Source organism: Sorangium sp. So ce321 (assembly GCF_051530195.1).
Classification (GTDB): Bacteria; Myxococcota_A; Polyangia; order Polyangiales; family Polyangiaceae; genus Sorangium.
The window spans coordinates 8,301,542-8,327,590 of record NZ_CP150329.1 but is presented as its reverse complement, the minus strand read 5'-3'; the positions used below and the strand labels follow the sequence as shown (position 1 = coordinate 8,327,590).

Annotated in this window: 19 protein-coding genes; 12 read left to right on the top strand and 7 right to left on the bottom strand. The window is 71.1% G+C overall.

Translation table 11 applies throughout. The features are described 5' to 3' along the window. From WME89_RS30705 to WME89_RS30670, 8 genes are all read left to right on the top strand, one after another. Complete coding sequence (locus tag WME89_RS30705) at positions 1-732, top strand: ABC transporter ATP-binding protein (protein WP_438003235.1); 732 nt, start codon at positions 1-3, stop codon at positions 730-732. Then, entirely contained in the window at positions 726-1,937 is a 1,212-nt protein-coding gene (locus WME89_RS30700; RefSeq protein WP_438003234.1) for an ABC transporter permease, read from the top strand. Before WME89_RS30705 ends, WME89_RS30700 begins: the two co-directional genes overlap by 7 nt. A 550-nt stretch (positions 1,938-2,487) precedes the next feature. Beyond that, positions 2,488-2,970, top strand: a complete 483-nt coding sequence (locus WME89_RS30695; protein ID WP_438003233.1) for a hypothetical protein — start codon at positions 2,488-2,490, stop codon at positions 2,968-2,970. 100 nt (positions 2,971-3,070) lie between these two features. After that, the gene (locus tag WME89_RS30690; RefSeq protein ID WP_438003232.1) at positions 3,071-3,784 is read left to right on the top strand and encodes a zf-TFIIB domain-containing protein; all 714 of its coding nucleotides are present in this window, start codon (positions 3,071-3,073) and stop codon (positions 3,782-3,784) included. Positions 3,785-4,117: 333 nt separating this feature from the next. Continuing rightward, a complete protein-coding gene (locus tag WME89_RS30685; protein WP_438003231.1) occupies positions 4,118-5,653 on the top strand; it encodes a glycoside hydrolase family 26 protein in 1,536 nt (511 codons plus the stop codon). 47 nt (positions 5,654-5,700) lie between these two features. After that, positions 5,701-6,849 (top strand): STAS domain-containing protein, encoded by a 1,149-nt coding sequence (locus WME89_RS30680; protein WP_438003230.1) that lies wholly within the window; start codon positions 5,701-5,703, stop codon positions 6,847-6,849. Between the two features lie 43 nt (positions 6,850-6,892). Further along, complete coding sequence (locus tag WME89_RS30675; protein WP_438003229.1) at positions 6,893-7,036, top strand: hypothetical protein; 144 nt, start codon at positions 6,893-6,895, stop codon at positions 7,034-7,036. Between the two features lie 525 nt (positions 7,037-7,561). Next, positions 7,562-8,974, top strand: coding sequence for a heme-binding domain-containing protein (locus WME89_RS30670; protein WP_438003228.1), 1,413 nt, complete (start codon positions 7,562-7,564; stop codon positions 8,972-8,974). A 36-nt stretch (positions 8,975-9,010) separates the two neighbouring features. On the opposite strand, the gene WME89_RS30665 is transcribed toward WME89_RS30670, so the two are convergent. Genes WME89_RS30665 through WME89_RS30655 form a run of 3 tightly spaced genes read right to left on the bottom strand, consistent with a single transcriptional unit; the run spans position 9,011 to position 11,708 of the window. Next, the gene (locus tag WME89_RS30665; RefSeq protein ID WP_438011992.1) at positions 9,011-9,835 is read right to left on the bottom strand and encodes an ABC transporter ATP-binding protein; all 825 of its coding nucleotides are present in this window, start codon (positions 9,833-9,835) and stop codon (positions 9,011-9,013) included. 2 nt (positions 9,836-9,837) lie between these two features. Beyond that, positions 9,838-10,665 (bottom strand): ABC transporter permease subunit, encoded by an 828-nt coding sequence (locus tag WME89_RS30660; RefSeq protein WP_438003227.1) that lies wholly within the window; start codon positions 10,663-10,665, stop codon positions 9,838-9,840. Beyond that, positions 10,662-11,708, bottom strand: coding sequence for a sulfonate ABC transporter substrate-binding protein (locus WME89_RS30655; protein ID WP_438003226.1), 1,047 nt, complete (start codon positions 11,706-11,708; stop codon positions 10,662-10,664). Before WME89_RS30655 ends, WME89_RS30660 begins: the two co-directional genes overlap by 4 nt. 422 nt (positions 11,709-12,130) lie before the next feature. Between WME89_RS30655 and WME89_RS30650 the strand changes: the two genes are divergently transcribed. The 3 genes from WME89_RS30650 (at position 12,131) to WME89_RS30640 (ending at position 15,341) form a co-directional block, all read left to right on the top strand. Continuing rightward, entirely contained in the window at positions 12,131-12,838 is a 708-nt protein-coding gene (locus tag WME89_RS30650; RefSeq protein ID WP_437662146.1) for an SDR family NAD(P)-dependent oxidoreductase, read from the top strand. Between the two features lie 128 nt (positions 12,839-12,966). After that, positions 12,967-13,623, top strand: coding sequence for a hypothetical protein (locus WME89_RS30645; protein WP_438003225.1), 657 nt, complete (start codon positions 12,967-12,969; stop codon positions 13,621-13,623). Between the two features lie 470 nt (positions 13,624-14,093). Then, positions 14,094-15,341, top strand: a complete 1,248-nt coding sequence (locus WME89_RS30640) for a pectate lyase family protein (protein ID WP_438003224.1) — start codon at positions 14,094-14,096, stop codon at positions 15,339-15,341. Between the two features lie 218 nt (positions 15,342-15,559). Here the strand turns inward: WME89_RS30640 and WME89_RS30635 are convergent, their stop codons facing one another. The 3 genes from WME89_RS30635 to WME89_RS30625 form a co-directional block, all read right to left on the bottom strand. Continuing rightward, entirely contained in the window at positions 15,560-16,597 is a 1,038-nt protein-coding gene (locus WME89_RS30635) for an NAD-dependent epimerase/dehydratase family protein (RefSeq protein ID WP_438003223.1), read from the bottom strand. 231 nt (positions 16,598-16,828) lie between these two features. Next, positions 16,829-18,961, bottom strand: coding sequence for a glycoside hydrolase family 52 protein (locus WME89_RS30630; RefSeq protein WP_438003222.1), 2,133 nt, complete (start codon positions 18,959-18,961; stop codon positions 16,829-16,831). A 275-nt stretch (positions 18,962-19,236) separates the two neighbouring features. Beyond that, positions 19,237-23,688 carry a thrombospondin type 3 repeat-containing protein gene (locus WME89_RS30625; protein WP_438003221.1) on the bottom strand — a complete coding sequence of 1,484 codons (4,452 nt, stop codon included), beginning with the start codon at positions 23,686-23,688 and terminating at the stop codon, positions 19,237-19,239. A 578-nt stretch (positions 23,689-24,266) separates the two neighbouring features. On the opposite strand from WME89_RS30625, the gene WME89_RS30620 reads away from it, so the two are divergent. Beyond that, positions 24,267-24,803, top strand: coding sequence for an FHA domain-containing protein (locus WME89_RS30620; RefSeq protein ID WP_438003220.1), 537 nt, complete (start codon positions 24,267-24,269; stop codon positions 24,801-24,803). A 115-nt stretch (positions 24,804-24,918) separates the two neighbouring features. Here WME89_RS30620 and WME89_RS30615 read toward each other — a convergent pair whose 3' ends face one another. Beyond that, complete coding sequence (locus tag WME89_RS30615) at positions 24,919-25,995, bottom strand: hypothetical protein (RefSeq protein ID WP_438003219.1); 1,077 nt, start codon at positions 25,993-25,995, stop codon at positions 24,919-24,921. Positions 25,996-26,049: the final 54 nt, after the last annotated feature.

Sequence of the window (26,049 nt, the reverse complement as noted above, 5' to 3'; positions counted from 1 at the left end):
ATGGACGTCCCCGTCTTCGTCAGCGGCCTGTCCAAGGTCTACCACGCCGATCGCGAGGACCTCGCGGTGCGGGCGGTCGACCGGATCGGCTTCGAGGTGCGCCGCGGCGAGTCGGTCGCGATCATCGGGCCGTCGGGGTGCGGGAAGTCGAGCCTGCTGAACATCCTCGGGTGCCTCGACCGGCCGACGGAGGGCACGTACCGGCTCGGGGGGCGCGACGTGGCGGAGCTCGACGACGACGAGCTCGCGGCGCTCAGGAACCGCCACATCGGGTTCGTGTTCCAGAGCTTCAACCTGCTGCCGCGGATGACGGCGGCGGAGAACGTGGAGCTGCCGCTGCTCTACGGGGCGGTCAAGGACAGCCGCGCCCTCGCGGAGAGCGCGCTCGCGCGCGTGGGGCTCGCCGCGCGCGCGAAGCACCTGCCGACCGAGCTCTCCGGCGGGCAGCGGCAGCGCGTCGCGATCGCGCGGGCGATCGTGACGCGGCCGTCGATGCTGCTGTGCGACGAGCCGACGGGCGCGCTCGACAGCCGGACGGGGCGCGACGTGCTGGAGCTCCTGCTGTCGCTGAACGCGGACGGGACGACGCTCGTCATGGTGACCCACGACCTCGGCGTGGCGCGGTCGCTCGCGCGCGCCATCCACATGAAGGACGGCCGCATCGTGGCCGACGGCCCGGCGAGCGCCGTGGTGGCGGCGTTCCACGCGAGCGAGATGGAGGCGACATGCTGATCAAGGAGACCGCGAAGAGCGCGTGGCGCTCGCTCGCCTCGAACCGCCTGCGCACGCTCCTCACGATGCTGGGCATGATCATCGGGACGGCCGCGGTCGTCGCGGTGCTCGGCATCGGGGAGGGCGCGCGCAGCAGCGTCGAGGGGCGGATCCGGTCGCTCGGCGCCAACCTGCTCATGGTGCGCCCGGGGTCGGCGTCGACGAGCGGGGTCCGCTCCGGCACGGTCAAGACGCTGACCGAGGACGACGCCGACGCGCTGAAGGCGCTCGACGGCGTGGCGGCGGTCGCGCCGGAGCGGAGCGGCAGCGCGCAGCTCCGGTACATGGCGAGCAACCTGAACGCGTCCGTGACCGGGATCACGCCGGCGTACCTGGAGGTCCGCTCGCTGTCGATGGGGAGCGGCGTCCCGTTCTCCGACCTCGACGAGCAGCAGCGCGCGCGCGTGGTCATCCTCGGGGCGAACGTCGCCCGGCAGCTCTACGGGGTCCACGTGAGCGCGTCGCCGCTCGGCACGCGGCTCCAGATCAACGGGAGCGCGTTCCGGGTGGTCGGGGTGCTCGCGGAGAAGGGCTCTGGCATGGGCTCGCCGGACGACGGGGTGTTCGTGCCGATGTCGACGCACCGGTCGGTGCTGTTCGGGCAGGACCACCTGTCGACGATCTCGCTGCAGCTCGCGAGCGAGGACCGATCGGACACGGTGATCGCGCAGCTCGAGCAGCTGCTCCGCCTGCGCCACCGGCTGCGCGCGGATCAGCCGAGCGATTTCGAGGTGCGATCGCAGGCGGAGATGCTGGCGACGATGGGGCAGATCACGGGCACCTTCACGACGCTGCTCGGCAGCGTGGCGGCGGTGTCGCTGATCGTCGGCGGCATCGGGATCATGAACATCATGCTGGTCTCCGTCCGGGAGCGCACCCGCGAGATCGGCGTGCGCATGGCGGTGGGGGCGCGCCGCCGGGACATCATGCGGCAGTTCCTCGTGGAGGCCGTGGTGGTGTCGCTCGCGGGCGGCGTGGCCGGCGTGGGCCTCGGGTACGGGGCGGCGGTGGCGCTGTCGCGCTTCGGGGAGTGGGCGACCATCGTGCCGCCGTATGCCGTCGGGCTGGCGCTCGGGGTGTCGATCCTCATCGGGATCACGTTCGGCGTGGGGCCGGCGCGTCGCGCGGCGCGGCTCGACCCGGTGGAGGCGCTGCGGTTCGAGTGAGCGGCCGCGCCGTCGATTGCCTCTCAGGGCTCAATGGGTGATCGCAGCGTGTCATTCGAGCGCTCGACATGACCGTTCCGGTCAGAGACCGTGAGGCAATGATGAGCTCGCATGGCTCGACGTTGCCGTGCGGTGGACCTCGACGCGCTGCAGCTTGACCACGGTGTGGTAGGCTGGTGCTCCCCACCGCCAGTAGGCAACGTGAACGGCTCGTCTGCGGCCATCCACCCCCTGTGCGGACGCTCGGCACCTGCGCGTTCTGGACTGCTCGTTCCAGAATGCGCGGATGCGCGGCCAGAGCGCGCGAGCCCGCGGCACCTGCGCGTTCTGGACTGCTCGTTCCAGAATGCGCGGATGCGCGGCCAGAGCGCGCGAGCCCGCGGCACCTGCGCGTTCTGGACTGCTCGTTCCAGAATGCGCGCCGGATCACCAGCTGGCAGCAGCGCTCCGGTTCTTCCCTACGGACATTAGGACTTACCCCAGCGCGGCCCTGAGATCGCCAGAGCTTTTCAGTGCGAGGTCGCCGCCGGCTCGCTATCCTGTCCTGGGCATGGCGGTCCTGCTGCAGAACGAGCACCTGACGGTCACGTACGAGCAGGAGCTCTCGATGGTCCGCAGCACCCGTTCCGAGCTCCCGTATCCGTCGCCCGACGAGTTCATCCGGGTCCACACCGAGGCGCTCCAGGTCTACGAGTCGCTCGATCGCGGGCGGCTCGGTCACCTCATCGACCTCCGCCGGCCTCTCATGAACAACGACCCGTCGTTCGAGGCCGCGACGATGCGCACCCGCAGCATGCTCGTCCAGGAGTTCGCCGCCGTCGCCATCGTGGTGCGGACCGCCGTCGGCGCCTTGCAGGTGAACCGGCTCCTGCGTGAGGAGAACAACGACAACGTCCTGGTGTTCCACGACGAGGATGTCGCGGTGGGATATCTCCACGAGGAGCTCGGGAAGCGGTTGAGCCGCCCCAGCCCAGTGCCGGGCGCCGGCTCCAGGAGCTCCCGTCCCATGATCCGACACGCCAGGCTGCGCTGAGCCGACGTACCGTGACGACATGCAGGACCACGCCGGCTCCCGCGCGAGGGGGCCTGCCACACAGCTTCTCGCGGGTGTGAGCTTCCTCTAGATTCAGGGGATGCGCGACGGTGGCACCCCGTGCCCGCTCTGCGGCCTCGCTATCGACGATCAGGGGCGCTGTTACCCCGGTTGCCCGGGGCCGCTCGCCACCGTGCGCTGCGGCGGCTGCTATCAGCTGAACCCGCACGACGCGGAGCGGTGCGCCGGCTGCGAGCACGAGCTCGGCCTGGAGCCGATCGCGGAGCCCGACGCGCTCCGCTGCCTCGAGTGCGACGAGCCCATGTCGGCGTTCCGCGCCCCGACAGGCCTGCTGCGCGACTGCGGCCGATGCGGCGGCCAGCTCGTCGAGCACGCGTTGCTGCGCGACCTCCTGGAGCGCCGCGAGAGCTACGGCAAGAGCGCGCCGAGGCCGCCGCGGCGCCCCGAGCACGTCGACGTCCGCGTGCGCTACGTCCGCTGCCCGGCCTGCGGCCAGCGGATGAACCGCAAGAACTTCGCCGGAAGGAGCGGCATCATCGTCGACATCTGCAGGGAACACGGCACCTGGCTCGACCGGGGCGAGCTCCCGCAGCTCCTCCTGTTCGCCGAGTCCGGCGGCGCCGCGAGCGCGCGGCTGCGACAGGCCGAGGACGCGGAGCGCGCGCGGCGGCAGGCGGAGCTCGCCAGGGACGCGGCGAGGCGGACGAGCGCCGTCGTGGTCGCCTCGCCCTGGGAAGCCCGGCGGGTCGCGGTGGAAGACCTGCTGGAGCTGCTGTGGGAGATCACCCGCTGAGCTGTACCCGCTGAGCTGCTGACCGCGCGCCCGGCGACGGGCGACAGGCAACGGGCGACAGGCAACGGACAGTGGATGAGATGACCGCGGGCGCGGCGCTCGCCGCCGGATTACAACTCTTCTCCGGTTCGTGACACTACTTCACAATCCAGCGCGCGTGTCGCTCGGTGCGCTGCAAAAAAGGAAGCGATCTCGCGATGTTGCACAAGACACGCTGTTGAGGTTAATGCGTGCAGCGTGGCTGCAGAAGGCGTGAAATTCGATGAAAGTCTTGCCCTTCGATTCATGTGTGCTTTCTCTACTCCCATGATGACTTCTCGGACCCGCTTTGCCTTGTTCAGTAAACGACTCCTCCTGTCCGCCGCGCCCGTCCTCGTCGCCGCTTGCGGCTCGGAAGATCTCGCCGGCTCCGAACGCCCGGATCAGCAAGCGTCCCCCGTCGCGGCGGCGGTGAGCCTTCTGCCGACGAGCGACGTCGCGCTGACCAAGATCTGGGGTGGCGGCGGCACGGCGCCCATCTACGCGCTGGTCGACGACGGCACCTCGTTCGCCGCGAGCGACGGCGGCAGCACGTTCGCGCGGAGCGCGCCCGGGGCCGCGACAGCGTCGCTGACGCTCGGCTACTCGGGCGCCCCGGCGGGCGGCGCGAGCCAGGTCGTCGTCAACTACCAGGCCTGGGCCATCAACAGCGGCGCCGGGACCGTCCGTGTCGCGCTCTACGACGGCGATACCCTGATCGGCACCGGCCCGGCGCGCGCTCTGTCCGCGAGCCAGCAGAACCTGAGCGATACGTTCAGCGGCCTGTCGGTGGCGAACGGCGACCGGCTCCGGACCGAGCTCGTCTTCCAGAACACCGCAGGGCAAGGCTCGCTCGTCGCCTCGATCGTCTGGATCGACGTCGCGTCCGCGGACGACGGCACGCCCACCGGAGGCGAGCCCGTCGTGTCGGACAAGCTCGTTCCGAGGGAGGGCGCCTGGTGGGGCGCTTACACCCCGGCGGGGTCCGCGGGCTGGAACTGGAAGCTCGCGATGGAGAGATTCGAGGAGAAGGTCGGCCGCAAGGTCGACATCGTGTACCGCTACCACGACTGGGGCACCACCGATAACGGTGTCTTCCCCGACGTGCACGAGACAGCCCAGATGAACGAGGGGCGCATCCTCCACCTGTCGTGGGAGACGCGCCGCTACTCCGCGGGCCAGAACGTCACGTGGACGGCGATCGCGAACGGCTCGCAGGACGCCGTCATCGACGCCGCCGCGCAGCGCGCGAAGAACGCGCCAGGCAAGCTCATGATCTCCTTCGATCACGAGATGGACAACACCGCGGTTCACGCCGAGGACGGCCCGGACGCCGACTACGTCGCTGCGTACCGGCGCATCATCGACCGGTTCCGCGCGGCGGGCGTGACCAACGTCGTGTGGGTCTGGACCCCGATGGGCTGGAGCGGCACGCGCAGCCGGCTCCCCGGCCTCTACCCGGGAGACAGCTACATCGACTGGCTCGGGTACGATCCGTACAACTTCTACGTGTGCAACAACGGGGCATGGAAGGACCCCGCGACGACGTTCGCGAGCCACTACGACTGGATGCACGAGCCGGCGCAGATGGCCTGGCACGGCTCGAAGCCGTACATCCTCAGCGAGTTCTCCAGCCACGAGGACCCGGCCGACCCGAACCGCAAGGGCGCGTGGATGCGCGGCGTCGTCGACGCCCTGAAGCGGTTCCCCGACATCAAGGCGGTGCAGGTGTTCAACTCGAACGCGACCCTCAAGAGCCCCTGCAACCTCGTCGTCGACTCGAGCAGCCAGTCCGTGGCGGGCTACGCGGCGGCGGGGAGCGACCCGTACGTGAACCAGCCGCACGACTGAAGCCGCGTGCAGGAGGGCCCGGGCCGTCGTATGACGTGCGGCCACGAATGACGTCCCTCGACCAGCGCCTGTCGGCCCTCGAGCTCTCCATCCTGCCGACCTGGGTCTACGACCACGATCTCTACCGCTTCCCGTGGGCCAACGCGAAGGCGCTCCAGTTCTGGCGCGCGACGGACCGCGCCGAGCTGCTCTCCCGCGACCTCTCGGACCTGTCGCCGGCCGTCCGGGCGCGGCTCGACGGCTACTTCCGCGTCCTCGCGGAGGGCGGCACGGTCGTGGAGGACTGGACGCTCTACCCGCGCGGGAAGCCGGCCACCGTGACGCTCCACGGCCAGGCGATCCGCCTCGATGACGGGCGGCTCGCCGTCCTGTTCCAGGCGCTCCCGAAGGGGGCCGGCGTCGACGCCTCCATGGTCCGCGGCGTGGAGGCGGTCCGCCACTCGTCGGTGCTGGTCAGCCTCGTCGACCGGGAGGGAGCGGTGCTCTTCCACAACCCCGCGGCCCTGCGCGCCTTCGGCGACGCGCCGCGGATCGACGCGGCGTTCCCGGACGAGGGCGTGGGCGCGGCGGTCCGCGGCGCGATCGACGCCGACGCGCCCTGGTCAGGGGAGGTGCAGGTCCTCACGGCGGACGGCGAGCGGTGGCACCAGGTCGAGGCGCGCCGCACGACCGATCCCGTGACCGGCGCGCCCGCGGTGCTCGTCCAGCAGCTCGACGTCACGGCGCAGCGGCGCGCCGAGGGGCAGATCGAGGAGCAGGGCCGGCTCATCGACGAGCTGAACCGCTCGCTCGCCCTCGTCGAGGAGCAGAGGCAGCAGATCCTCAAGCTCTCGGCGCCGATCCTCGATGTCGGCCGGGGCACGCTCGCCGTGCCGCTGATCGGCCGCCTCGACGCGGAGCGCGGCGGCGAGCTCGGCGAGCGGCTCCTGCCCGCCATCGTCGCGCAGCGGGCGTCGCACGTGGTGCTCGACGTGACCGGCGCGGACGCGCTCGATCCGGACGGCGCCGCCGCCCTGGAGCAGCTCGCGCGCGCGATCCAGCTCCTCGGCTCCCGACCCATCCTCACCGGCGTCCGCCCGGAGGTCGCCCGCGCGCTCGTCGACGTCGACCTCGGCGAGGACCTGGTCGTCCTGCGCAGCCTGGGCCGCGGCCTGGAGGTCAGCCGGCGTCGCGCCGCGGCGCGGCGGCGGGCGTAGGGGCCGGCTGCTCGGCCCGACCCAGATCGACATCCCCGCGCTGGTGCGCATCAAGCCCGGGGCGCTCGCGCGCAGCGGCATCTACCTGGGGCGGGCGGCGCGCCGTCACGTCCTCTTGCTCTCCAGCGGGCCGGAGGTCGAGTCGATCCTCCGGACCGATGCGCGCCTTCGGGGCTGCTTCGCCTGAAGCAGCGGGCGGCCGGGGCCATACGCGGCGCCGGCCCGGGGGGACGCACGCCGGACGAGCGCCGCCCCGCCGCCGCGCCGCCCCGGCACAGCCCGCGCCGGCCGCGGCCGCCGGACCGCTCCCAGGCGGGGCCATTCTGAAAATGCATTCATCCGTTATGACGGATGAATGCGATACGAAGTAATCGCACAGCGCCCTAAAAATTGTCTTGATGGGTCGGTCTTGGTGAGACACAATCCGTTATAACGGATGTGAAACGTGGGCGGCCCAACGTTCGCGCCGCTCAGGAGTGCCTGACGCGCGCATGGCGGTCGCGTGGGGCAATGGCACCGGTCGAGCGCGGGCCCGCGGAGGCGGCCAGCGCGCGTCGACGGCTCCATGGCGCACGCGCCCTGGAGCTGCGGCCCGACGACCGGCCAGCGCCCCCTCGGCGAAGGCCCGCGCCAGCGCAGGAAGGCACCACCGACACCTCACGTTGGAGTCCGAGCCATGCGACGTCTGTTTCGTCGAAAAGTCACGACGGCTGTGGTTGCGTTGCTGGCGTTCTTCGGAACGCTGGTTGTATGGGACCAGTATTTCAACTTCCTCAAGGCGGACGAGCTCCCTGACTCGGCGTCTGTGACCGACCTCGAGGTGATGGCGCAGCGCTACAGGGAGCAGATCCAGCCCATCGTGAAGGCCAAGTGCTTCGCCTGCCACAGCGCGACCGAGGAGCGGCCCTTCTTCTATCACATCCCCCTCGTGAGCCACGTCGCGCAGCCCTACGTCGACGAGAAGATCCAGCGGGCGCGGGTGAACTTCGACGTGGCGAACGATTTCCCTTACCGCCGCCGCAGCTCGGCGCTGGAGTTCATCTTCAAGATCCAGCACGCGGTCGAGGCCAACGCCATGCCGCCGCTCCCGTACAAGACGCTTCACCTCGGCCACGCGCTCAGCGGCGCCGAGCGGGAGCTCATCCTGCGCTGGGCGGCCGAGAGCTCGGTCGCCCTCGAGCGCTCGGGGACACAGGAGGTCCGCCCCACCATCGCGAACATCCCGTCGGAGGAGCTGCCGCACGTCATCGCCAAGGGGATCATCGCCGCCTGCCCGACGGCGGCGCCGGACGACGAGAAGGCGCGCGACCTCTGCGCCGAGCGGCTGAAGGGCTTCGACGTCCTGCGGGACGCGATGAAGGAGCCGTTCCTCTGGTCCCGGCAGAAATACGAGGGAGACTTCGGCTTCGAGCACACGAGCGCGACCTTCATGAACCCGCTCGTCTGGCGCACGGTCTACCTGTCGATCTTCTCGTTCGAGAGCAACTACCGGGTCGAGAAGATCGGCGGGCTCACGGTCATCCACCTCCCTTACCACTTCCGCAACAAGCTCGACCCCGGCGCGTTCCCCTATCCGTTCTGGCACCAGCCGAAGAAGTGGGACGCGTACCAGACGACGGTGGAGCTCTTGCTGGTCATGAAGCAAGACCGGGTGATCGGCGCGCTGCGGTCGGCCGAGAGCGACGAGAGCCGGCCGCGGGTCCACAGGGACTGGGACCACCAGTTCATGTGGCGCGGCGAGGACGGCCGGGAGGAGCCGCGCTACACGCTCTACGAGAACCTCTTCTCGAAGGAGAACCCGCACGTGAAGGACCTCGACCGGTCCTACAGGAAGATGTCGGAGGCGTTCCGGAAGCACAACTGCCTCGCCTGCCATGATCCCGAGAACTCCGCCGGGATGCGCATCCTCGAGCTCTTCAGCTTCCCGAACCAGGCGCTCGCGGGGCGCAACCGGATCCTGCGGATCTTGCAGGCGAACGAGATGCCGCCGCTCGGCGGCATCAAGGACGAGGCCCACCGGGCGGAGCTCCTCGCGCTGGCCAAGGACTTTCAGCAGCACGCGAACGACGCGCTGCGCTTCGAGAACGAGAACTACGTCATCCAGGACGAGGTCGAGGTGAAATAGGCGGGCGTCGTGCCAGAGCTTGTTCCTGGCTCGCCCTCACTCGGCGCCGGCGCCGGCCAGGAGGGGTGACGTCACGGGCGGCGGGAAGGTCGCGCGCGAGGGGGGGCGCGTCGACGGGCCGTCGCCCGACGCGAAGATCGCCTCGAGCAGCGCGCCGGTGAGGCGACCGACCTCCGGGACCTCTCTCGCGCGCGGCCGCGGCAGGTCCACCGCGACGCTCTCCACGATGCGCCCCTCGTCGAACACGAGCACGCGGTCCCCGAGCAGGACCGCCTCCTGGACGTCGTGCGTCACCAGGATGGCCGTGAAGCCGTGCTGGGCCCACAGCGACTCGACGAGGCGCTGCGCGCCGATGCGCGTGAGGGCGTCGAGCGCGCCGAACGGCTCGTCGAGGAGGAGGACCTTGGGGTCGTGCACGAGCGCGCGCGCGAGCGCGACCCGCTGGCGCTGGCCGCCCGAGAGCACGCCGGGGTAGTCGTCCTGACGGTCGAGCAGGCCGACCCGGGCGAGGACGTCGCGGGCGCGCTCGCGGCGCTCCTTCGGCAGGCCGATGCAGACGTTCTGGAGGACGGTGCGCCACGGCATCAGCCGGGGCTCCTGGAAGACGACGCGCACGGCCGCGCCGCCCGCGATGCCCTCCGGCGTCAGGATGCGCGCCGCGCCGCCCGTGGGCTGCTCGAGGCCGCACAGGATGCGGAGCAGGGTGCTCTTGCCGGACCCGCTCCGCCCGACGATGGTCAGGAGCTCGCCAGGGCGGACGTCGAGCTCGATGCCCGAGAGGACGGGCTTGTCGTCGAAGCGCTTCTCGAGCCGCTCGAGAAGGACCCGCGCGCCATTGCGGCGCCTGTCCGGCACGCTCATGTTCACCTCGCATCCATTCGCTGCAGTCGAGGTTGCCAGGGCAGCAGCTGGCGCTCTGCCCACCGCGCCAGGGAGTCGGCCAGCTTGCCGAGGATCGCCCAGAGCACGATCGTGAGCACGAGCAGGTCCATCTGCATGAACTCCCGCGCGTTCATCGCGACGTAGCCGAGGCCCCGGGACGCGCCGATCGTCTCGGCGACGATCAGCACGAGCCACGCGAGCCCGAGCGCGAAGCGGAGGCCCACGAGGATCGACGGGAGCGCGCCGGGGAGGATGACCTCGCGGTAGAGCGCGAACCCCCGGACGTCGTAGACGCGCGCCATCTCGATGATGTGCGGGTCCACGCTGCGCACGCCGTGGAAGGTGTTCAGGTAGACGGGGAAGAGCACCGTCACCGCGACGATGAAGAGCTTGGCCGTCTCGCCCAGCCCGAACCACAGGATGACGAGCGGCACGAGCGCCAGCGCGGGGATGGCGCGGAGCATCTGGATGGGCCCGTCGACGACGAGCTGGAGCGCGCGCGACAGCCCGGTGGCCAGGCCCAGCACGAGCCCGATCCCGGCGCCGATCACGAGCCCGCCGAGCGCGCGCAGGGCGCTGACGCCGAGGTGCGCCGGCAGGTCGCCGCTCCTCGTGGCGTGGACCGCGGCCAGCGCCACCTCCGAGGGCGAGGGGAGCAGGCTCTTCGGGATGATCTGCAGCCGGGCCAGGGTCTCCCAGAGGACCACGAGCGCGATCGGGGCGACCCAGGGGGCGAGGCTTCGGCCGACCGCGCCGACCGCGCCGGACGCGCTCCGGGCGATCGCGCCTGGCGCGCTGCTGGCCGTCATCGGACGCCTCCGTACACGGCCGCCGACAGGAACGCGTCCTCCACGCGGACGTCGCGCGGGATGATCGCGAGCCGGTGGAGCGTGTCGGCGATGTCCTGCTGCTTCTTCAGGATCTCGGGGGTGATCGGCAGCAGGCCGAAGGAGCGCCGGCGCTCGGAGGTGAGGAACGCCTCGTAGGGGACGCCCGACGACTTCGCGAGGATCTGCGAGGCCTCCTCCGTGTGCTCGCGCTCCCACTGGCTCAGGGTCTGGTACTCCTCGAGCACCGTCCGCAGGAGCTCCGGCTGCTTCTCGGCGAACTCCCGCCGGACGACGTAGAAGAGGTGGTTGTCGACGAGCCCCTCGCCGCTCTGGAGGACGCGCGCGCCGGCGAGCTCCGCCGCGGCGAGGAACGGGTCCCAGATCACCCAGGCGTCGACCTTGCCGCTCTCGAAAGCGCTCCGCGCGTCCGCGGGCGCGAGGAACGAGACCTGGATGTCGTCCAGCGTGAGCCTGGCGCCCTCGATGGCCCGGATCAGCAGGTAGTGCACGTTGGAGCCACGGTTGACGGCGACGCGCTTGCCCTTCAGGCCCGCGACGCTGGTGATCGTCGAGCCCTTCGGCACGATGATCGCCTCGGCCTTCGGGGCCGGAGGGTCGGTGGCGACGTAGACGAACGGCACGCCGCCCGCCTGCGCGAAGACAGGGGGCGTCTCGCCGACATGGCCGATGTCCACGGCGCCGGCGCGCATGGCCTCGAGCAGCGGCGGCCCGGCGTGGAACTCGATCCACTCGGCGCCGGCGCCCCTGGCCTCGAGCGCCTTCTTCAGGTTGTCGGCGCGGTCCTTGAGGAGATAGGGGGTGCCGATCTTCTGGTAGCCGAGCCGGACGACCCCCGCCTCGCGCCTGTCCGGCGCCTGCGCCTGCGCCGCAGCGCCCGCGTCGCCCGCTGTCACGGCGCCTGGCTCACCGCCGGGGCGATCGCAGCCGAACAGGACGCACGCCAGCGCAGCGCACCCCAGCAGCCCGGAGCGGATCGTCGTGAAGGGGGTGTGCCTGATCATGGGGGGTCTTCCGAGGCCTTCCGGCTCGCCAGGGACGGGTTGGGTCGATTCCAGGTACACAGGATTCGGCGAGAAAATCGCACCTGGATGTAATTGCAACGTCAAGGCAGCCGCCATGCCAGGCAGGAGCCCTGCGTTTTCGCGCGGTTGCAGCGATCTTTCGCTGGTCGAGCCCGGGGAGCGGTGCTGCTCCATCAGCACCCGATCAGCAATGGGTGCTGCTGGAGCAGCAGTGTTGCGCTCTGGGTGAATTTGTTGACCCAGGGAGCACGCCGCGTCGAGGCCGTGCGGCGTCGCACCGGCGAGGCCATGGGGGCGGTGGGCGGCGGCGCTCCGGGCCTCGCCGGCGCGCGCGGGCACGCTCCGGGGGCCGCTCGCTTTTCTGGTGCCAGGCAGGACGGCCTCTGCGATAAGGCGCCGCCATGACGGTAGAGATTCGAGGGAAATGGGCGCTGGTCACCGGCGCGAGCCGGGGGATCGGGAAGCAGGTCGCGCGCGGCCTCGCGGAGCTCGGCTGCAACGTCGTCCTGCACAGCCGCGACGCGGCGCACACGCGGGAGCTCGAAGGGGAGCTCGCCGGCAAGGGCGTCCGGGTGAGCGCCGTCTCGGGCGAGCTGTCGGATCAGGCGGCGGTCGATCGCATGCTGGACGCCGCCCTCGCCGCGTCGGGCGGGATCGACATCCTGTACAACAACGCCGCGATCATGACCCCGTTCCGCGCTTCGTACGTCGAGACGCCGGCGGAGGACTACCGGCTGAGCTTCGAGGTGAACGTGATCAGCCCGATCCGGATCACCTACCGGCTGCTCCCGATCATGCTGAAGCGCGGCTGGGGGCGCATCGTCCAGGTGACCTCCGGGATCCAGGACCAGCCCGAGCTGATGGCGTACGCCGCGTCCAAGGCCGCGCTCGACAAGTTCGTGCGCGACACGGTCCCCTCGCTGCGCGGCACCGGCGTGCTGATGAACCTCCTCGACCCGGGCTGGCTGCGGACCGATCTCGGCGGGCCGAAGGCGCCGAACGACGTCGAGTCCGTCCTGCCGGGCGCGCTCGTGCCGGCCCTCATCGACGGCGAGGTCCACGGGGTGTTCTTCCGCGCGCAGGACCACGCGCGCCCCGCCGCGCGCTGAAGCGCTCCCGACGCGAGGCGCGGCGCCGCCGGGGCGCCGCTCGGGCGGCGATTTCCGAGCGGAATGCGGAGGAGCCGTGTCGACCTATTGTGTCGCGCCGGTGGTCCGCGTGTTGCTATCATGTGGGAGTGAACGAGAGCTCGGAACCTGGTGCGGAGACGGGGCGTCGCGCGGCAGGCGGCGCAGAGCGGGCCTCACCTGCGTGCACCACGGGGGGCCCAGCGCGCCCGCCGCGCTGGGGGCGCTGGGGGGCGCTGCTGCCCGTCGTGGCGTGCGCCGCCTGCTCGCTCGAGGGGCTGTCCGAAGCGTGGGACGCGGCGGGAGGTACGGGCGCGTCCAGCGGCGGAGGCGGGGGTGAGGTGCTCGAGCTCGAGGCCGAGAAGTGCGAGCTTTACGGCAATTTCGAGGAGATGACCCACCCGGAGGCGAGCGGCATGAGCTACGTGGTCGTCCCCGAGGAGGTGAATTGTAGCGAGGACCGGGTCGACTGCTGGTTCGAGATCAGCGAGGCCGGCACGTACCAGATCAAGGCCACGGTCGCCGAGGGGCCCGACCAGGGCAAGGACAGCTCGTTCCTGGTGCGCATGGACAACAAGCCGGTGCTTGGATACTACTACGAATTCACCGGCGCCGAGTTCCACGACGACATCGTCAGCGACGCCGACGCTACAGACACGGCGCTGCTCACCTTCGCGCTCGATCCCGGGAAGCACCTCGTCTCGTTCGAGTGTCGCGAGGACGGGGCAATGCTCGACCGGGTCGGGCTCCTGTGGATCGGCCCTTAGGGCAACGATCGCGCTGAGATCCCGTCAGCAGATGGGAAGAGGGCCGCAAGGGCGCAAGGGGCGCAAGGGAACGGAGATGACATCTGTTCCCCTCTTTCCCTTGCGCCCTTGCGGTCTCTCTCGTTTCCGCACTCCAGCTGGGCGCGGGGGCACCGGGGCTGCGAACATCGCAGGAGGCTGAGCGGGCGAGGGCCGAGGCGCGGTGACTGCGCGTGTCCACCGTGTCAACCGCGGGTTGACGCCGCCTCGGCCCCGGGCGCCGCGCGCGCCGCGGCCGTCACCGCGGGAGATGCCGTGCGCCATGCGCGAATCGGGGCGACCCCGGTGCGCTGGGAGCTGCTGGCATGTGGGTTGCTGATTCAAGGGCGCGTGCGTCGCCATGGAGTTGGCGGGAACGGCCCGCGCGCTGTCCGGCCCCGCTCTCTGCGCCGCGCGATCCGCTTGGCTCATCACGGAAAGGTCGCTTGCTCATGAAGTGCGAATCTCAGGTTGTCCTGGCTGCGCTGTTCGCGATCGGTTTGTCGGCGGTCGGCTGCGGCACGGAAGCGTCAGGGCCGTCAGACGACGACGAGGGACAGCCGACCGGCAGCGCGAGCGTCAGCGCCAGCAGCAGCGCTGGCACGGGCGGGAGCATCGCGGGGAGCGGCGGCTCTGGCAGCGCGACCGCCGGCACCGGCGGCAGCGGTGCGGGCGGCGGCAGCTCCACCAGCGGCACCGGCGGCAGCGGTGAGGGCGGCGGCGCCAGCGGCACCGGCGGCAGCGGTGCGGGCGGCGGCGCCAGCGGCACCGGCGGCAGCAGCCCCGGCACCGTCGACTTCGGGCTCTACGGCTATGCCACGACCGGCGACGGCACCACCGGCGGCAAGGGGGGAGAGGTCGTCTCCGTGAGCTCGCTCGACGCCCTGAAGACGGAGGCGGCGAAGTCCGGCGCCCTGATCATCCAGGTCACCGGCAAGCTCAGCGGCAGCGGCGACGACGTGGACGTCGCCTCCGACAAGACCATCGTGGGCGTCGGGTCGAGCGGGGAGATCGAGGGCGTCGGGCTCAACCTGCGGAGGTCGTCCAACGTCATCATCCGCAACCTGAAGATCCACCACGTGCTGGCCAGCAGCGGCAACGGCGACGGCATCCACATGGACGAGAGCCACAACGTGTGGATCGACCACTGCGAGCTCTGGGCCGACTCTCCCGCCGTGAACTCCAACAAGGACAAGTACGACGGCCTCATCGACGCGACCCACGAGTCCTCGGACATCACGATCTCGTGGACCTACCTGCACGACCACTGGAAGGGCATGCTGGTCGGCTCGTCGGACAGCGACGACAGCGATCGCCGCATCACCTTCCATCACAACCACTTCAACAACGTGAACTCCCGCCTGCCGAGCTACCGCGGCGGCAACGGCCACGTCTTCAACAACTACTTCGAGAACGTCCCCACGTCGGGGGTGAACTCGCGGGTCGGCGCCTGCCTGCGGGTCGAGGGCAACCACTTCTTCAAGGTCCAGAACCCCATCACCACGCTCGACAGCGCGGCCGGCGGCACGGATCGCAAGGACAACGTGTTCGAGGAGACCACGGGGACGCAGGCCTCCGGCGAGGACTGCGCCTGGAGCGCGCCGTACGACTACCCGCTCGACAGCTCGGCCGCGGTCAAGGCCCTCGTCCTGGAGCACGCCGGCGTCGGCAAGACCGATCCTCTAGAGAACCTGCCCTGAGCGAGCGCCCGCTCGCCTGCCGCGCGCCGGCGCGAGCGCCCGGAGCCCGTCGCTGACGAACACCTCGGACAACCCTCACCTGGCGGTGATCCCATGCTGATATCGAACGCGTACAGCCTGTCGCTCCTCTTCGTGGAAGAGCTGCGCGCCGAGAGCGCACGGATCACGGAAGGGCCCCGCCGCCGCCAGCACGAGGAGGCGGCGGGCAGCGCCAGAGATCAGGACTCGGGCTCGTTCCCCCAGGGATTGAAGTCGTGCACCCGCCCGGGGGTGGGCTTCTCGCCCTTCGTGAACGCGTCGATCAGGACGTCCTGAAGGGGCTCTTCGTCGGCGCGCCGGTAGGTCCCGGCGCGCTCCGACCAGGCGATCTGGCGGCGGAAGGTCTCGACCAGCGGGACGGTGGTCCGGAAGCCTAGGTCGCGCGCGGCCTTGCTGTTGTCGAAGGTCGACCCGTACTGGTAGATGAACTTGACGCCGACCATGCGGCGAGGGGCGACGTCATAGAGCCAGTCGGTCGGGATCGAGACGACGGGGGACTTGCCGCCGGCGGCCTCCTGCAGCGCGGCGAAGATGCCGCCCCACGTGGTGTGCTCGTCGCTCGTGAGGTGGTAGGCCTGCCCGTAGGCCTTCTCGTTGCCGAGGGCGTTGACGAACCCCCGGGCGACATCGGAGACGTGCGCGATGGCCCACGGCGTCGCGCCGTCGTCGTGGACGACGAGCGGGAGGCCGCGCCGGGCGCGGTCGGCCATCGAGTCGTCGAAGTAGAGCGCGCCGAGCGCCGTGTGCCCCTCGCCCGTCGTGAACGACGGCCGCAGGATCGTCGTCTTCAGCCCGTTCTGTCCGTTCGCCGCGAGCAGCGCCGACTCGATGCGCGACTTGTTCTGGCCGTACTTCGTCACGGGGCGGTGCGGCTCGTCGTCGCGCGCCGGCGAGCGCGTGAGGGGACCGCCGTAGACGCACACCGTCGAGCAGACGACGAGGTGGTCCGCCCGACCCGAGAACGCCCTGAGCAGCGAGCCCGCGTTCTCCGGGGCGAAGGCGACCATGTCGATCACGGCGTCGAACGTGCGCTGCTGCATCTCGCGCTCGAACTCGTCGTACTTCCAGCGATCACCGACGATGACGTCGACGTCTCCCTCGAAGCGCCGCGCCGTCACCCCCCGGTTGAAGAGCGTGACGCGATCGCCCCGCGCGAGGAGCTGCTCCACGATGGCAGTCGAGATGAGCCCGGTCCCGCCGATGATCAGAACTCTCATGAAAGCACCTCGATCGATGGCCCTTGTCCAGGGCAGGCCCCCGCAGGGAAGAGCGGACGGCTTCATGTCCGGAGGGGCTCCGGGGTGTCAAGGTGGAACGGGCGCGCGCCGCCGGGGACGCCGCGGCGGCGCGCTGCAGGCGCACCCCGATCGGGGCGCGCGGCGGGCGTGGCAGGTGGGGAGGTGGACGAGGGGCGGCGGCGCGGGCGCGCCGGGGGACGATGGCGCGCGCTAGCGGCTCGACGACCTCTGCCCCGCGGGGGCCTCGTCGAGCCAGAGGATGGCGGTCACGCCGCGGGGGTAATAGCGGCTGCCGACGGGCACGCCGCGCTGCATCTGGTCGGAGTAGGCCCAGTAGCCGGAGCCCTCGATCTGCCAGCGGACGTGGGCCTCCTCGTGGCGATCGGGGTCGGGGAGATCGACCTTCAGGATCGCGCGCGCGACGTGCTGGCAGAGCGCGATCTTGCTCGCCCAGGAGTTGTCGCTGCTGCTCGAGAGCTTCCAGCCCCCCTCGGGGAACAGGCACAGCCCGGGCTTGAGCACCGCGTTGAGGTGGCGGCGGAGCACCCGGATGAGCTCGCCGTGCTCGCCCTCCGCGGCGTTGCCGTCGAGCAAGCCCATCACGTGCGGGTACAGGAGCCCCTCGATCGCGGGGACGATCGCGCTCTTCGAGCCGCTGCCGTCGAGCAGGGCGGGGATGTAGCCCAGCTGCTCGTCGAAGGCCGCGGCGATGGCGCGCGCGCTCTTGTGGCTCGCCGCCCTGGACTCCGCGGCGCGCGGGGCGTCGCCGCAGCGCTCGAGGAGGTGGGCGAGCACCACGTACGACGCCCAGGTCTTGCCGACCAGGTAGAGGTTGCCGCGCGCGCGCCCGAGGGAGTGGTCGAGCGAGTCGTAGGTCGTGATCTCGGCGCCGGTCCCGCAGCGGCTGCTGTCGAGCGCCATCACGCCGGTGCGCGCGCCGGGCTCGGGCGCGTCGCGGCGGAGCAGGCTCTCGAGCAGCTCGGGGAACAGGGCCTTGTGGCGCTCGAGGAAGGCCTTGTCGCCGGTGCGCGCGACGTACACGCCGGCGCAGCAGACCCAGTTCGTGAGCTGCTCGTACGTCATGTGGCTGAAGCAGCTGGCGTCGAGGTTCGGGCGCTCGTAGCTGGAGACGCCGGCGGGCGAGAAGTGGTTGCCGACGCCCATGTCGTGGGTGAACGCCACGCCGCCGGGCAGGAGCTCGCCGGGCGCGCCGGGGCGCTTCACCTTGTCGCGGTAGCTGTAGCGGTCGACGTAGAGGTCGAGGACGTCGCGCACGGCCCAGGCCGCGTACCGCAGCTCGAAGAACAGGTGATCGATCGTGAGATCGAAGGTGTTCATCATCTCGTACTCGCCCTCGTTCACGACCCACAGCGGCGCGGGCGGCGCGGCGTCCTCGAGCGCGGTGTCCAGCCACTCGGTCGACCCGAAATAGCCGTGCGTCGCCTGCGCGAGCAGCCACTTCTGGTCGCTGGTGAGCGCGGAGCGCGAGAGCTCCTCGTCCCGCTGCGCCGCCTCGCGGACGAGCGCCTCGCGGTGCTCGAGCGCGTAGGCGAGGACGTCCTCGAGCTTGTTGAAGTAGCGCGTGTAGGCGTAGCGCGCCTCGATGCCGGTCGTGATCGCGCCGGCGTCGTGGAACCCGAGCGCGATCCAGAGCTCGCGCTTCTCGCCCGCGGGGACCTCGATGACCAGGCCGCCGGTCTTGCCGAGGCGGTTCAGCCGATCGGCGCTGCCGTCGAACGCGTTCTCGGGCCCGAAGGCCTGGAAGGCGCGGACGCCGGGCTCGGGGCGGGCGGCGAGGCCCCACCGCCGGGCGTGGGCGACGCCGGCGAGGCGGCCGTCGGTCGTCGACTCGAGGTCGCGCAGGCTCGACGCGTCGAGCGCGAAGAGGCCCTTGATGGGCTCGGTGCCGCCGGTGTTGTCGAGCTCGAGGCGCGCGATGAGCGCCGGGCAGGACCGCTGCGCGACCTCGGCGGGCTTGGCCGTGCGCGGGTCGGGGATCGGGCCGAAGGGCGAGAAGATGGCGAGCGTGAGCTTGCCGGCGCGGATCGTGTCGCTCGCCCAGCCGAGCTCGCGGCGGATGTCCTGCTCGCCGAAGACGCGGCGCATGCTCGTGTCGCGCGTCAAGGTGACGCCGAACGGGACCTCCGGGCCGACCGCTGACTCGAAGTAGGGGAGGAGGCAGAGCACCCCGTCGCCCTCGCGGTAGCCGATGTAGAGGTTCGAGTTCCCCGGGCGGCCCACCTGCGAGGCGAATCCGCCCCGGCGGTCGAAGCTGCCGAGCGTGAAGGAGGCAAAGGCGCCCACCGGCGCGTGCTGGACATTGTAGTTGGAGGAGGAGCTCACGGCGGCAACATACCGTAATCGCGGCGCGAAGCGCTCCTGAGGACGGCGTGGGGCGCCAACAAAAGCGGGCGTCTGCGCGACGAGGCGCCGCGGGGCCGACGGCGTCCAGCGGCGGCGGTGGCGGACGGCGACGGCGGAGGGGGGAGGCCGGCGGGGGAGGGGGACCAGCGGCAGCGGCTGCCGGGGTGAGGGGGCACTACGGTAGCGGACGCCGGGGAGAGCGCGGCCCGGCGGCAGCGGACGCCGGGGCGAGAGGAGGGTGAGGGAGGGAGGGGTCAGTACGGCGTGTAGCAGACCTCGAGCCGGGGGCGCTGGCTCGCGGCGTGGTGCTCGCTGGAGCGGAACGCGGTGCGCGCGCCGCCGTCCTCCTCCAGGAGCACGCCGTGGTTGGGATGGGCGCCGTCGACCCAGGCCTGGACGAGGGCGGTCAGGTCCATGGCGCTGCTGCCGTACGGGACGCCGGTCGCCGTCCCCTCGACCTCCGGGGCGTAGCCCGAGGCGAAGCTCCTCCAGGTGACGGTCGCCTCGTCCCACGGAGCTGTCACGCGGTGCGCGCGGATGAGCTGCGTGCCGGAGCTCACCGCGGCGGTCACGAAGGTGGCGGACCTGACCGTCGCGCCGAGCGGGATGGAGCCGAGCTCGAACCGGAAGAGCGCGTGCTTGGTGAAGCCCTGGCTGAGGCCCGAGTGGACGTAGGGCGCGTCCCCTTCGTTGTAGTCCGGGTACGCGGCCCAGACGCTCGTGTCGGCGACGTCGCCGGCGAGGCCGCGCTGGAGGGTGACGCACACCGGATCGCAAGCGTCGCCGTCGCCGTCGCCGTCGCTGTCTTCCTGGGCGGGGTTCTGGTCGTCGGGGCAGTTGTCGGCGTCGTCGCAGGCGCCGTCTGCGTCGGTGTCCGCGCACGACACGCACGTCGCGGTGCAGCCGTCGCCGTCGGCGAGGTTGCCGTCGTCGCACGCCTCACCGGGGTCGAGCGCGCCGTCGCCGCAGGCGGGGGCGGTCGCGCCGCGCGCGTAAGCGAAGACGAAGGTGTTGGGCGCGCCCGGCTCCTCGCCTCCGGGCTCGGCCGGCCGGGCGAGGGAGTACGCCTCGGCGCCCACGGCGTCGAGCGCCGCGAGCGCGTCGGCCCGGGTGCCGGCGGCGCCGTAGAAGAGCCGGAAGACGTGGGAGTCGCCGGGGGCGAGCCAGCCGAAGTCGAAGTCGAACAGCGCGCCGAGGTTGTCCGGGCCGGCGTCGGTCGCCGGGCCCGGGTTCCAGCTCGTGAAGCCGAACGGGTTCCCGCTGTTGAAGCTGCTGAGGTCGGTCCGGAAGATCTCCGCGGCGCTGCCCGGATCGAGGGTGACGAGCTCTCGGTACAGGTCGGGGGAGATGCCCCAGTCCATCACGCGGCGATACCGCAGGTCGACGGCGTCCTCGCTGATGTTGTCGATGGTCACGACGACCTCGTACAGCGAGGGAGTCGCGCTGGACGGGCGGTACTCGTGGGTGACGCGGAACACCTCGGCGATCTGGACCGTGGAGACCGCGCTGTCCGGCGTCGCCGAGAAGCTGAGGGGGTGGACCGTGAAGGGGGAGCCGTCGGCGCCGAGGTTCGCGAAGCCGGAGATCAGGGTCGCGGCGTCGCCAGCGCCCCAGCCCTCGAACCACGACGAGGCGCCGATGCCCTGGTTGCCCGTGGGCAGGTAGCGGAGGCCCCTGGCGCCGAACCCGGCCGGATCGTCATCGAGCGGCAGGTTGAGGTTACCCTCGCAGTTCACTCCGAGCTGCACCGTGCCGTTGTCGATCATCGTGCCGCAGCTGCCATCGCACACGTCGCCGGTGCCGTCAGCGTCGATGTCCGCCTGGTCGGGGTTGTAGTCGTAGGGGCAGTTGTCGTCTGGATCGCAGACGGCATCCCAGTCGGAGTTCCCCGTTCCTGCGAGCAAGCAGGGATCGCAGACGTCGCCGACGCCGTTGCTGTCGATGTCGCTCTGGTCGGCGTTGGGCGCGGCCGGGCAGTTGTCGCAGGCGTCGCCCGTCCCGTCGCCGTCGCCGTCCTCCTGCCCCGGGTTCTCGCGGGTGACGCAGTTGTCGTCGCCGTCGCATCGGCCATCGCTGTCATAGTCCCAGGCGCCGGCGCCCGAGCAGTAATCGCAGGCGTCGCCGGCGCTGTCGGCGTCGCTGTCCTCCTGCCCCGGGTTGTAGGACCAGGAGCAGTTGTCGCGCTCGTCGCAGAGGCCGTCGCTGTCGTAGTCCGAGGTGCCGTCGCCCGAGCAGTAATCGCAGGCGTCGCCGGCGCTGTCGGCGTCGCTGTCCTCCTGCCCCGGGTTGTAGGACCAGGAGCAGTTGTCGATCTCGTCGCAGGTGCCGTCGCGGTCGTCGTCCCAGCCGCCCGCCGCCCAGCAGGCGTCGCAGGCGTCGCCGACGTCGTTGTCGTTGCTGTCGCTCTGGTCCGGGTTGGCCGCGCCCGGGCAGTTGTCGCAGGCGTCGCCGAGGCCGTCGCCGTCGCCGTCTTCCTGCCCCGGGTTGTAGCTGGAAGCGCAGTTGTCCACGGAGGCGCAGAGCGCGTCCCCGTCCTGGTCCCAGTCCCCCGCTGCCCAGCAGTCGTCGCAGGCGTCGCCCCTGCCGTTGTAGTCGCTGTCGCTCTGGTCCGGGTTGGCGGCGTCCCGGCAGTTGTCGCAGGCGTCGCCGAGGCCGTCGCCGTCGCTGTCTTCCTGCCCCGGGTTCAGGCTGTCGTGGCAGTTGTCGACACCGTCGCAGCTGCCGTCACCGTCGGTGTCCCATTCGCCGACGCCAAAGCAGTAATCGCAGGCGTCGCCGAGGCCGTCGCCGTCGCTGTCCTCCTGTCCCGGGTTGTAGGCCCAGAGGCAGTTGTCGCGCCCTTCGCAGAGGCCGTCGCCGTCGCCGTCCCAGGTGCCTGCGCCCGCGCATGCGTCGCAAGCGTCGCCGGCGCCGTCGGCGTCGCTGTCCTCCTGTCCCGGGTTGTGGCCGTAGTCGCAGTTGTCAGCGAGGTCGCAGACGCCGTCCCCGTCGGTGTCCCAGGTGCCTGCGCCCTGGCAGTGGTCGCAGGGGTCCCCGATGCCGTCGGCGTCGCTGTCCTCCTGACCCGGGTTGGACACGTAGTCGCAGTTGTCAGCGAGGTCGCAGAGGCCGTCGTGGTCGCGATCCCAGTTCTCGTCGCCCACGCAAGGGTCGCAGGCGTCGCCGAGGCCGTCGGCGTCGCCGTCCTCCTGACCCGGGTTGTGCGCGTAGGTGCAGTTGTCGTTGCCGTCGCAGACCCTGTCGCTGTCGCTGTCCCAGGTGCCTGTTCCCGAGCAGGGGTCGCAGGCGTCGCCGAGGCCGTCGGCGTCGATGTCCTCCTGACCCGGGTTGTGCGCGTAGGTGCAGTTGTCGCTGCTATCACAGGCGCCGTCGCCGTCGCTGTCCCAGGCGCCAGCGGCCCAGCAGGGGTCGCAAGCATCGCCGAGGCCGTTGTAGTCGCTGTCGAGCTGGTCCGGGTTGGCGGCGTCCCGGCAGTTGTCGCAGGCGTCACCGGCGCCGTCGTCATCGCCGTCTTCCTGCCCCGGGTTCTCGCTGCCGTCGCAGTTGTCGGCGCTGTCGCAGGCGCCGTCGCGATCGGAGTCGCGGTCGCCTGCTGCCCAGCAGGGATCGCAGGCGTCGCCGAGGCCGTTGTAGTCGCTGTCGCGCTGGTCCGGGTTGGCGGCGTCCCGGCAGCTGTCGCAGGCGTCGCCGGCGCCGTCGGCGTCGCCGTCTTCCTGCCCCGGGTTGTAGGTGTAGTAGCAGTTGTCGGCGCCGTCGCAGGTCCCGTCGCCGTCGTAGTCCCAGGTGCCGGCGCCAGAGCAGCGGTCGCAGGCGTCGCCGATGCCGTCGGCGTCGCCGTCCTCCTGCCCCGGGTTGTAGGTGTAGTAGCAGTTGTCGCCTTCGTCGCAGATCCCGTCGCCGTCGTCGTCCCACGTGCCGGCGCCCGCGCATGCGTCGCAAGCGTCGCCGGCGCCGTCGGCGTCGCTGTCTTCCTGCCCCGGGTTCTGGTCGTAGACGCAGTTGTCGACGCCGTCGCAGGCGCCGTCGCCGTCGGTGTCCCAGCTGCCCGCCGCCCAGCAGGTGTCGCAGGCGTCGCCGATGCCGTTGTGATCGCTATCGCTCTGGTCAGGATTGATCGTTCCCGGGCAGGTGTCGCAGGCGTCGCCGATGCCGTCGGTGTCGCCGTCCTCCTGCCCGGGGTTCGCGGTGCCGTCGCAGTTGTCGCAGCCGTTGCCGACCCCACCCGAGATCCCGTCACGGTCGCTGTCGTCCTGGCTGACCGAGGGCAGGAAGCTGAACGCGTCGCACAGGTCGCGCTCGGCGCAGCGGCGGCTCGGCTCGCGCGGCCATGCGTCGTAGATACAGGCCGTCTCCACGCCCTCCGCCGACTCGATCGCCACCTCGACGAACCCCCACGCGACCTCCGCCCCGTCGACCGCCTCGACGCGGACGTCGTTGCACTGCGGCGCGTCGAGCAGCGCGAGCACCGCGGGATCCGTGTACGTCGCGACGAGCGGCGTCCAGTTGCAGAAACACGCGTTGGTGCTCTGCAGCGTGTCGATGTGCATCCCGCCCACGAACAGCGCGAATCCGCCGTCGTCACCGCAGTTCGCGTGGCTTATCGTGAACGTGACTGCGCTCGGCGCTCCATACGCCGGCTTCCAGCACAGCAGAGCTGCGAGCAGGACGAAGAGCGGCGCGAGGCCAACCTTGCCGCGACCGAACATGGTTCCTCCTGGGGTCTTGTCCCGTGGAAGACCTCATCCGGAAAGCTCGCGACCCCGAGCCCAGTTTGAGAATCTCCCCGAGTGTAATCACTTGGTGTGCATGTGCTCCAGGACGGCGTCAACAGGAAAGGCTGTGAGCTATCGTATGTGTTGGATTTCCATTGACCTTCTTGTGTCTCGCTTCGTGTCACGCTTGCCTCGCTTGCCTCGCTTGCCTCGCTTGTCTCGCTTCGCCCGCGCCGCGCGCTGTTCGACGCGGCGCGCCTGACCGCGTCCCCCGCGGGCCGGGTCCTTCGTCGACGCGCCCTTCGTCGACGCCGCGCCGCCTTCGCGCCGTAGGTGCGCCGCATGTGCCGCGCGTGAGCCGCATGTGAGTCCCGCGTGAGCCGGGTATGTCGAGCGCTGACGTTGTGGTCTGCGCGGCGCCGCTGCGCTCGCTCACAGCGCACACCATGGCGCCCAGCGATCCCGTCGTGGACTGATGTATAAGGTCTTAACAGGCCCTGCCGGCCCGACGATGTCCCTCCCGGCTGGGCGCCGCTCGCTCGATCAGCACGAAACCCGGGGAAGAACTTGTCATGTTGACCTTCGCGACCCTTTGTGCTCAGAGCCGCGCGCTCTCACGGATGGCCTTCGATCGAAGGTACCCTCACGCCTGGCTGCTCCGGGAGCTCGGTCCCGACGACCAGCCCCCCCCGTCGTTCAAGACCATCTTCGCCGGCACCTCGCCCGGCGCGAGCAACCAGCCGGCGCTGTGCCGTCACCGGATCTCATCGGGGATGACCGTCGCGTCCCACGGCTGCGAGCTCCTGGCGGTGACGAAGCGCCCGGAGAGCCCGTGGCAGGATCGCATCCTCATCGGGCGCGCGCTGAACAGCGATATCGTGCTACGCGATCAGTCCGTCTCGAAGGTCCACGCGCACATCTCGGTCCTTGTCGCGGACACCCCGATGCTCCACGCGAGGAAGAGCACCAACGGCACGTTCCTGAACGACCGGCTCCTCTCGCCGGCCGGGGACGGCGTGCCCCTCCGCAGCGGCGACATCCTCCAGTTCGGCAATGTCGTCTGCGAGTTCATCCTCAACGCCGATCTGTACCGGCTCGTCAACCGCTGACGCGGGCGCTCCCCGCGGGCTAGCTCGGCACCCCGCGGGCTAGCTCGGCACCCCGCGGGCTAGCTCGCCGTACGCCGCGAGCTCGCTCGCCGCGGCCGGCCGCCGTCCGCCGCGATCAGCTCCGCGCCGGGTGGGGCGCGCGGAACAGCACCTCCACCGGGCCCGCGTGCGTCTCCACCACGTAGCTCGCCTCGACCGGCGCGCCGCCGCGGAACGCCCTCGCGATCTCCTTGCGCCGCTTCATCAGCTCGACGAGGCCGAGCGCGAGCGCCTCGGAGGCGGTGAGCTCCTTCGGCGTCGGCTTGCGGCCGATGAGGTCCTCGTCGACCATCGCGAGCATGGGATACGCGTCCGGCCCGGCCAGCTCCCAGCGCTGCTCGTCGACCTCGGCGCGCAGCGCGGGGTGCAGGTCGCCCGCGCGGTCGAAGCTCAGCGAGAAGAAGCTCGCCGGCAGCGAGGCGGGCGGCGCGTCCGGGAGCTTGGCTGTCTCGGCGAGGTAGAGCTCGAACCCCTGCGCGCTCTCGAAGAGGAGCACGCCGTGGCTCTGGCCGGCCTGCCCGACGACGCACAGCGCGAGGTCGCGCGCGCCGAGCGACGGGATCGACATCGCCATGATGTCCGCGTCGCTGGGCACCGCCTTCCATGGCGTCGCGCGGTAGAGCGCGGCCGCCGCGCGGAAGAACGACGCCATCGCGGGCGCCTCGATGCCACCCCCGAGGAAGCTCGGCGTCAGCCGGCCGTCCCGCGCGCCGAGGTGCTCCTCCAGGTCCTCGGCCACGACGTCGATCTCCGGCGTCGGCGCGACGCGGACGTCGATCTCCGGGCCGAGCCGCGCGCGCAGGGCGTCCGCGAGCGCGGGCGAGGCCACGCGCACGCGCGCGGGCAGGCGCGGCTCGCCCTCCAGCGGGTCGCTGGCGGCGGCCTCGAAGCTGTCGACGGCGCCCGCCACGACGTCGTCGGGGCGCAGCGCGGCGCAGCTCAGGACGAAGCCGCGCTCGGTCATCCAGACGACCGCCTCGGGGCGGTACGCCTCGTCGCCCTCGTGCACGAACGCGCGCAGCGAGAAGAAGCCGCCGATCCACGCCTCGTCCCGGCGGGGCAGGGAGGGTGCGCCCTTCTTCGCGCTCTTCTTGGCGGTCTTCTTCGCGCTGATCTTGGATCGCTTCTTCTTCGGGGCTGGTACGGAGGACATCAGGGCACCTGTTCGCGGGAGCGCTCCAGCCGGTACGCGCGATGGCCCGGGAGC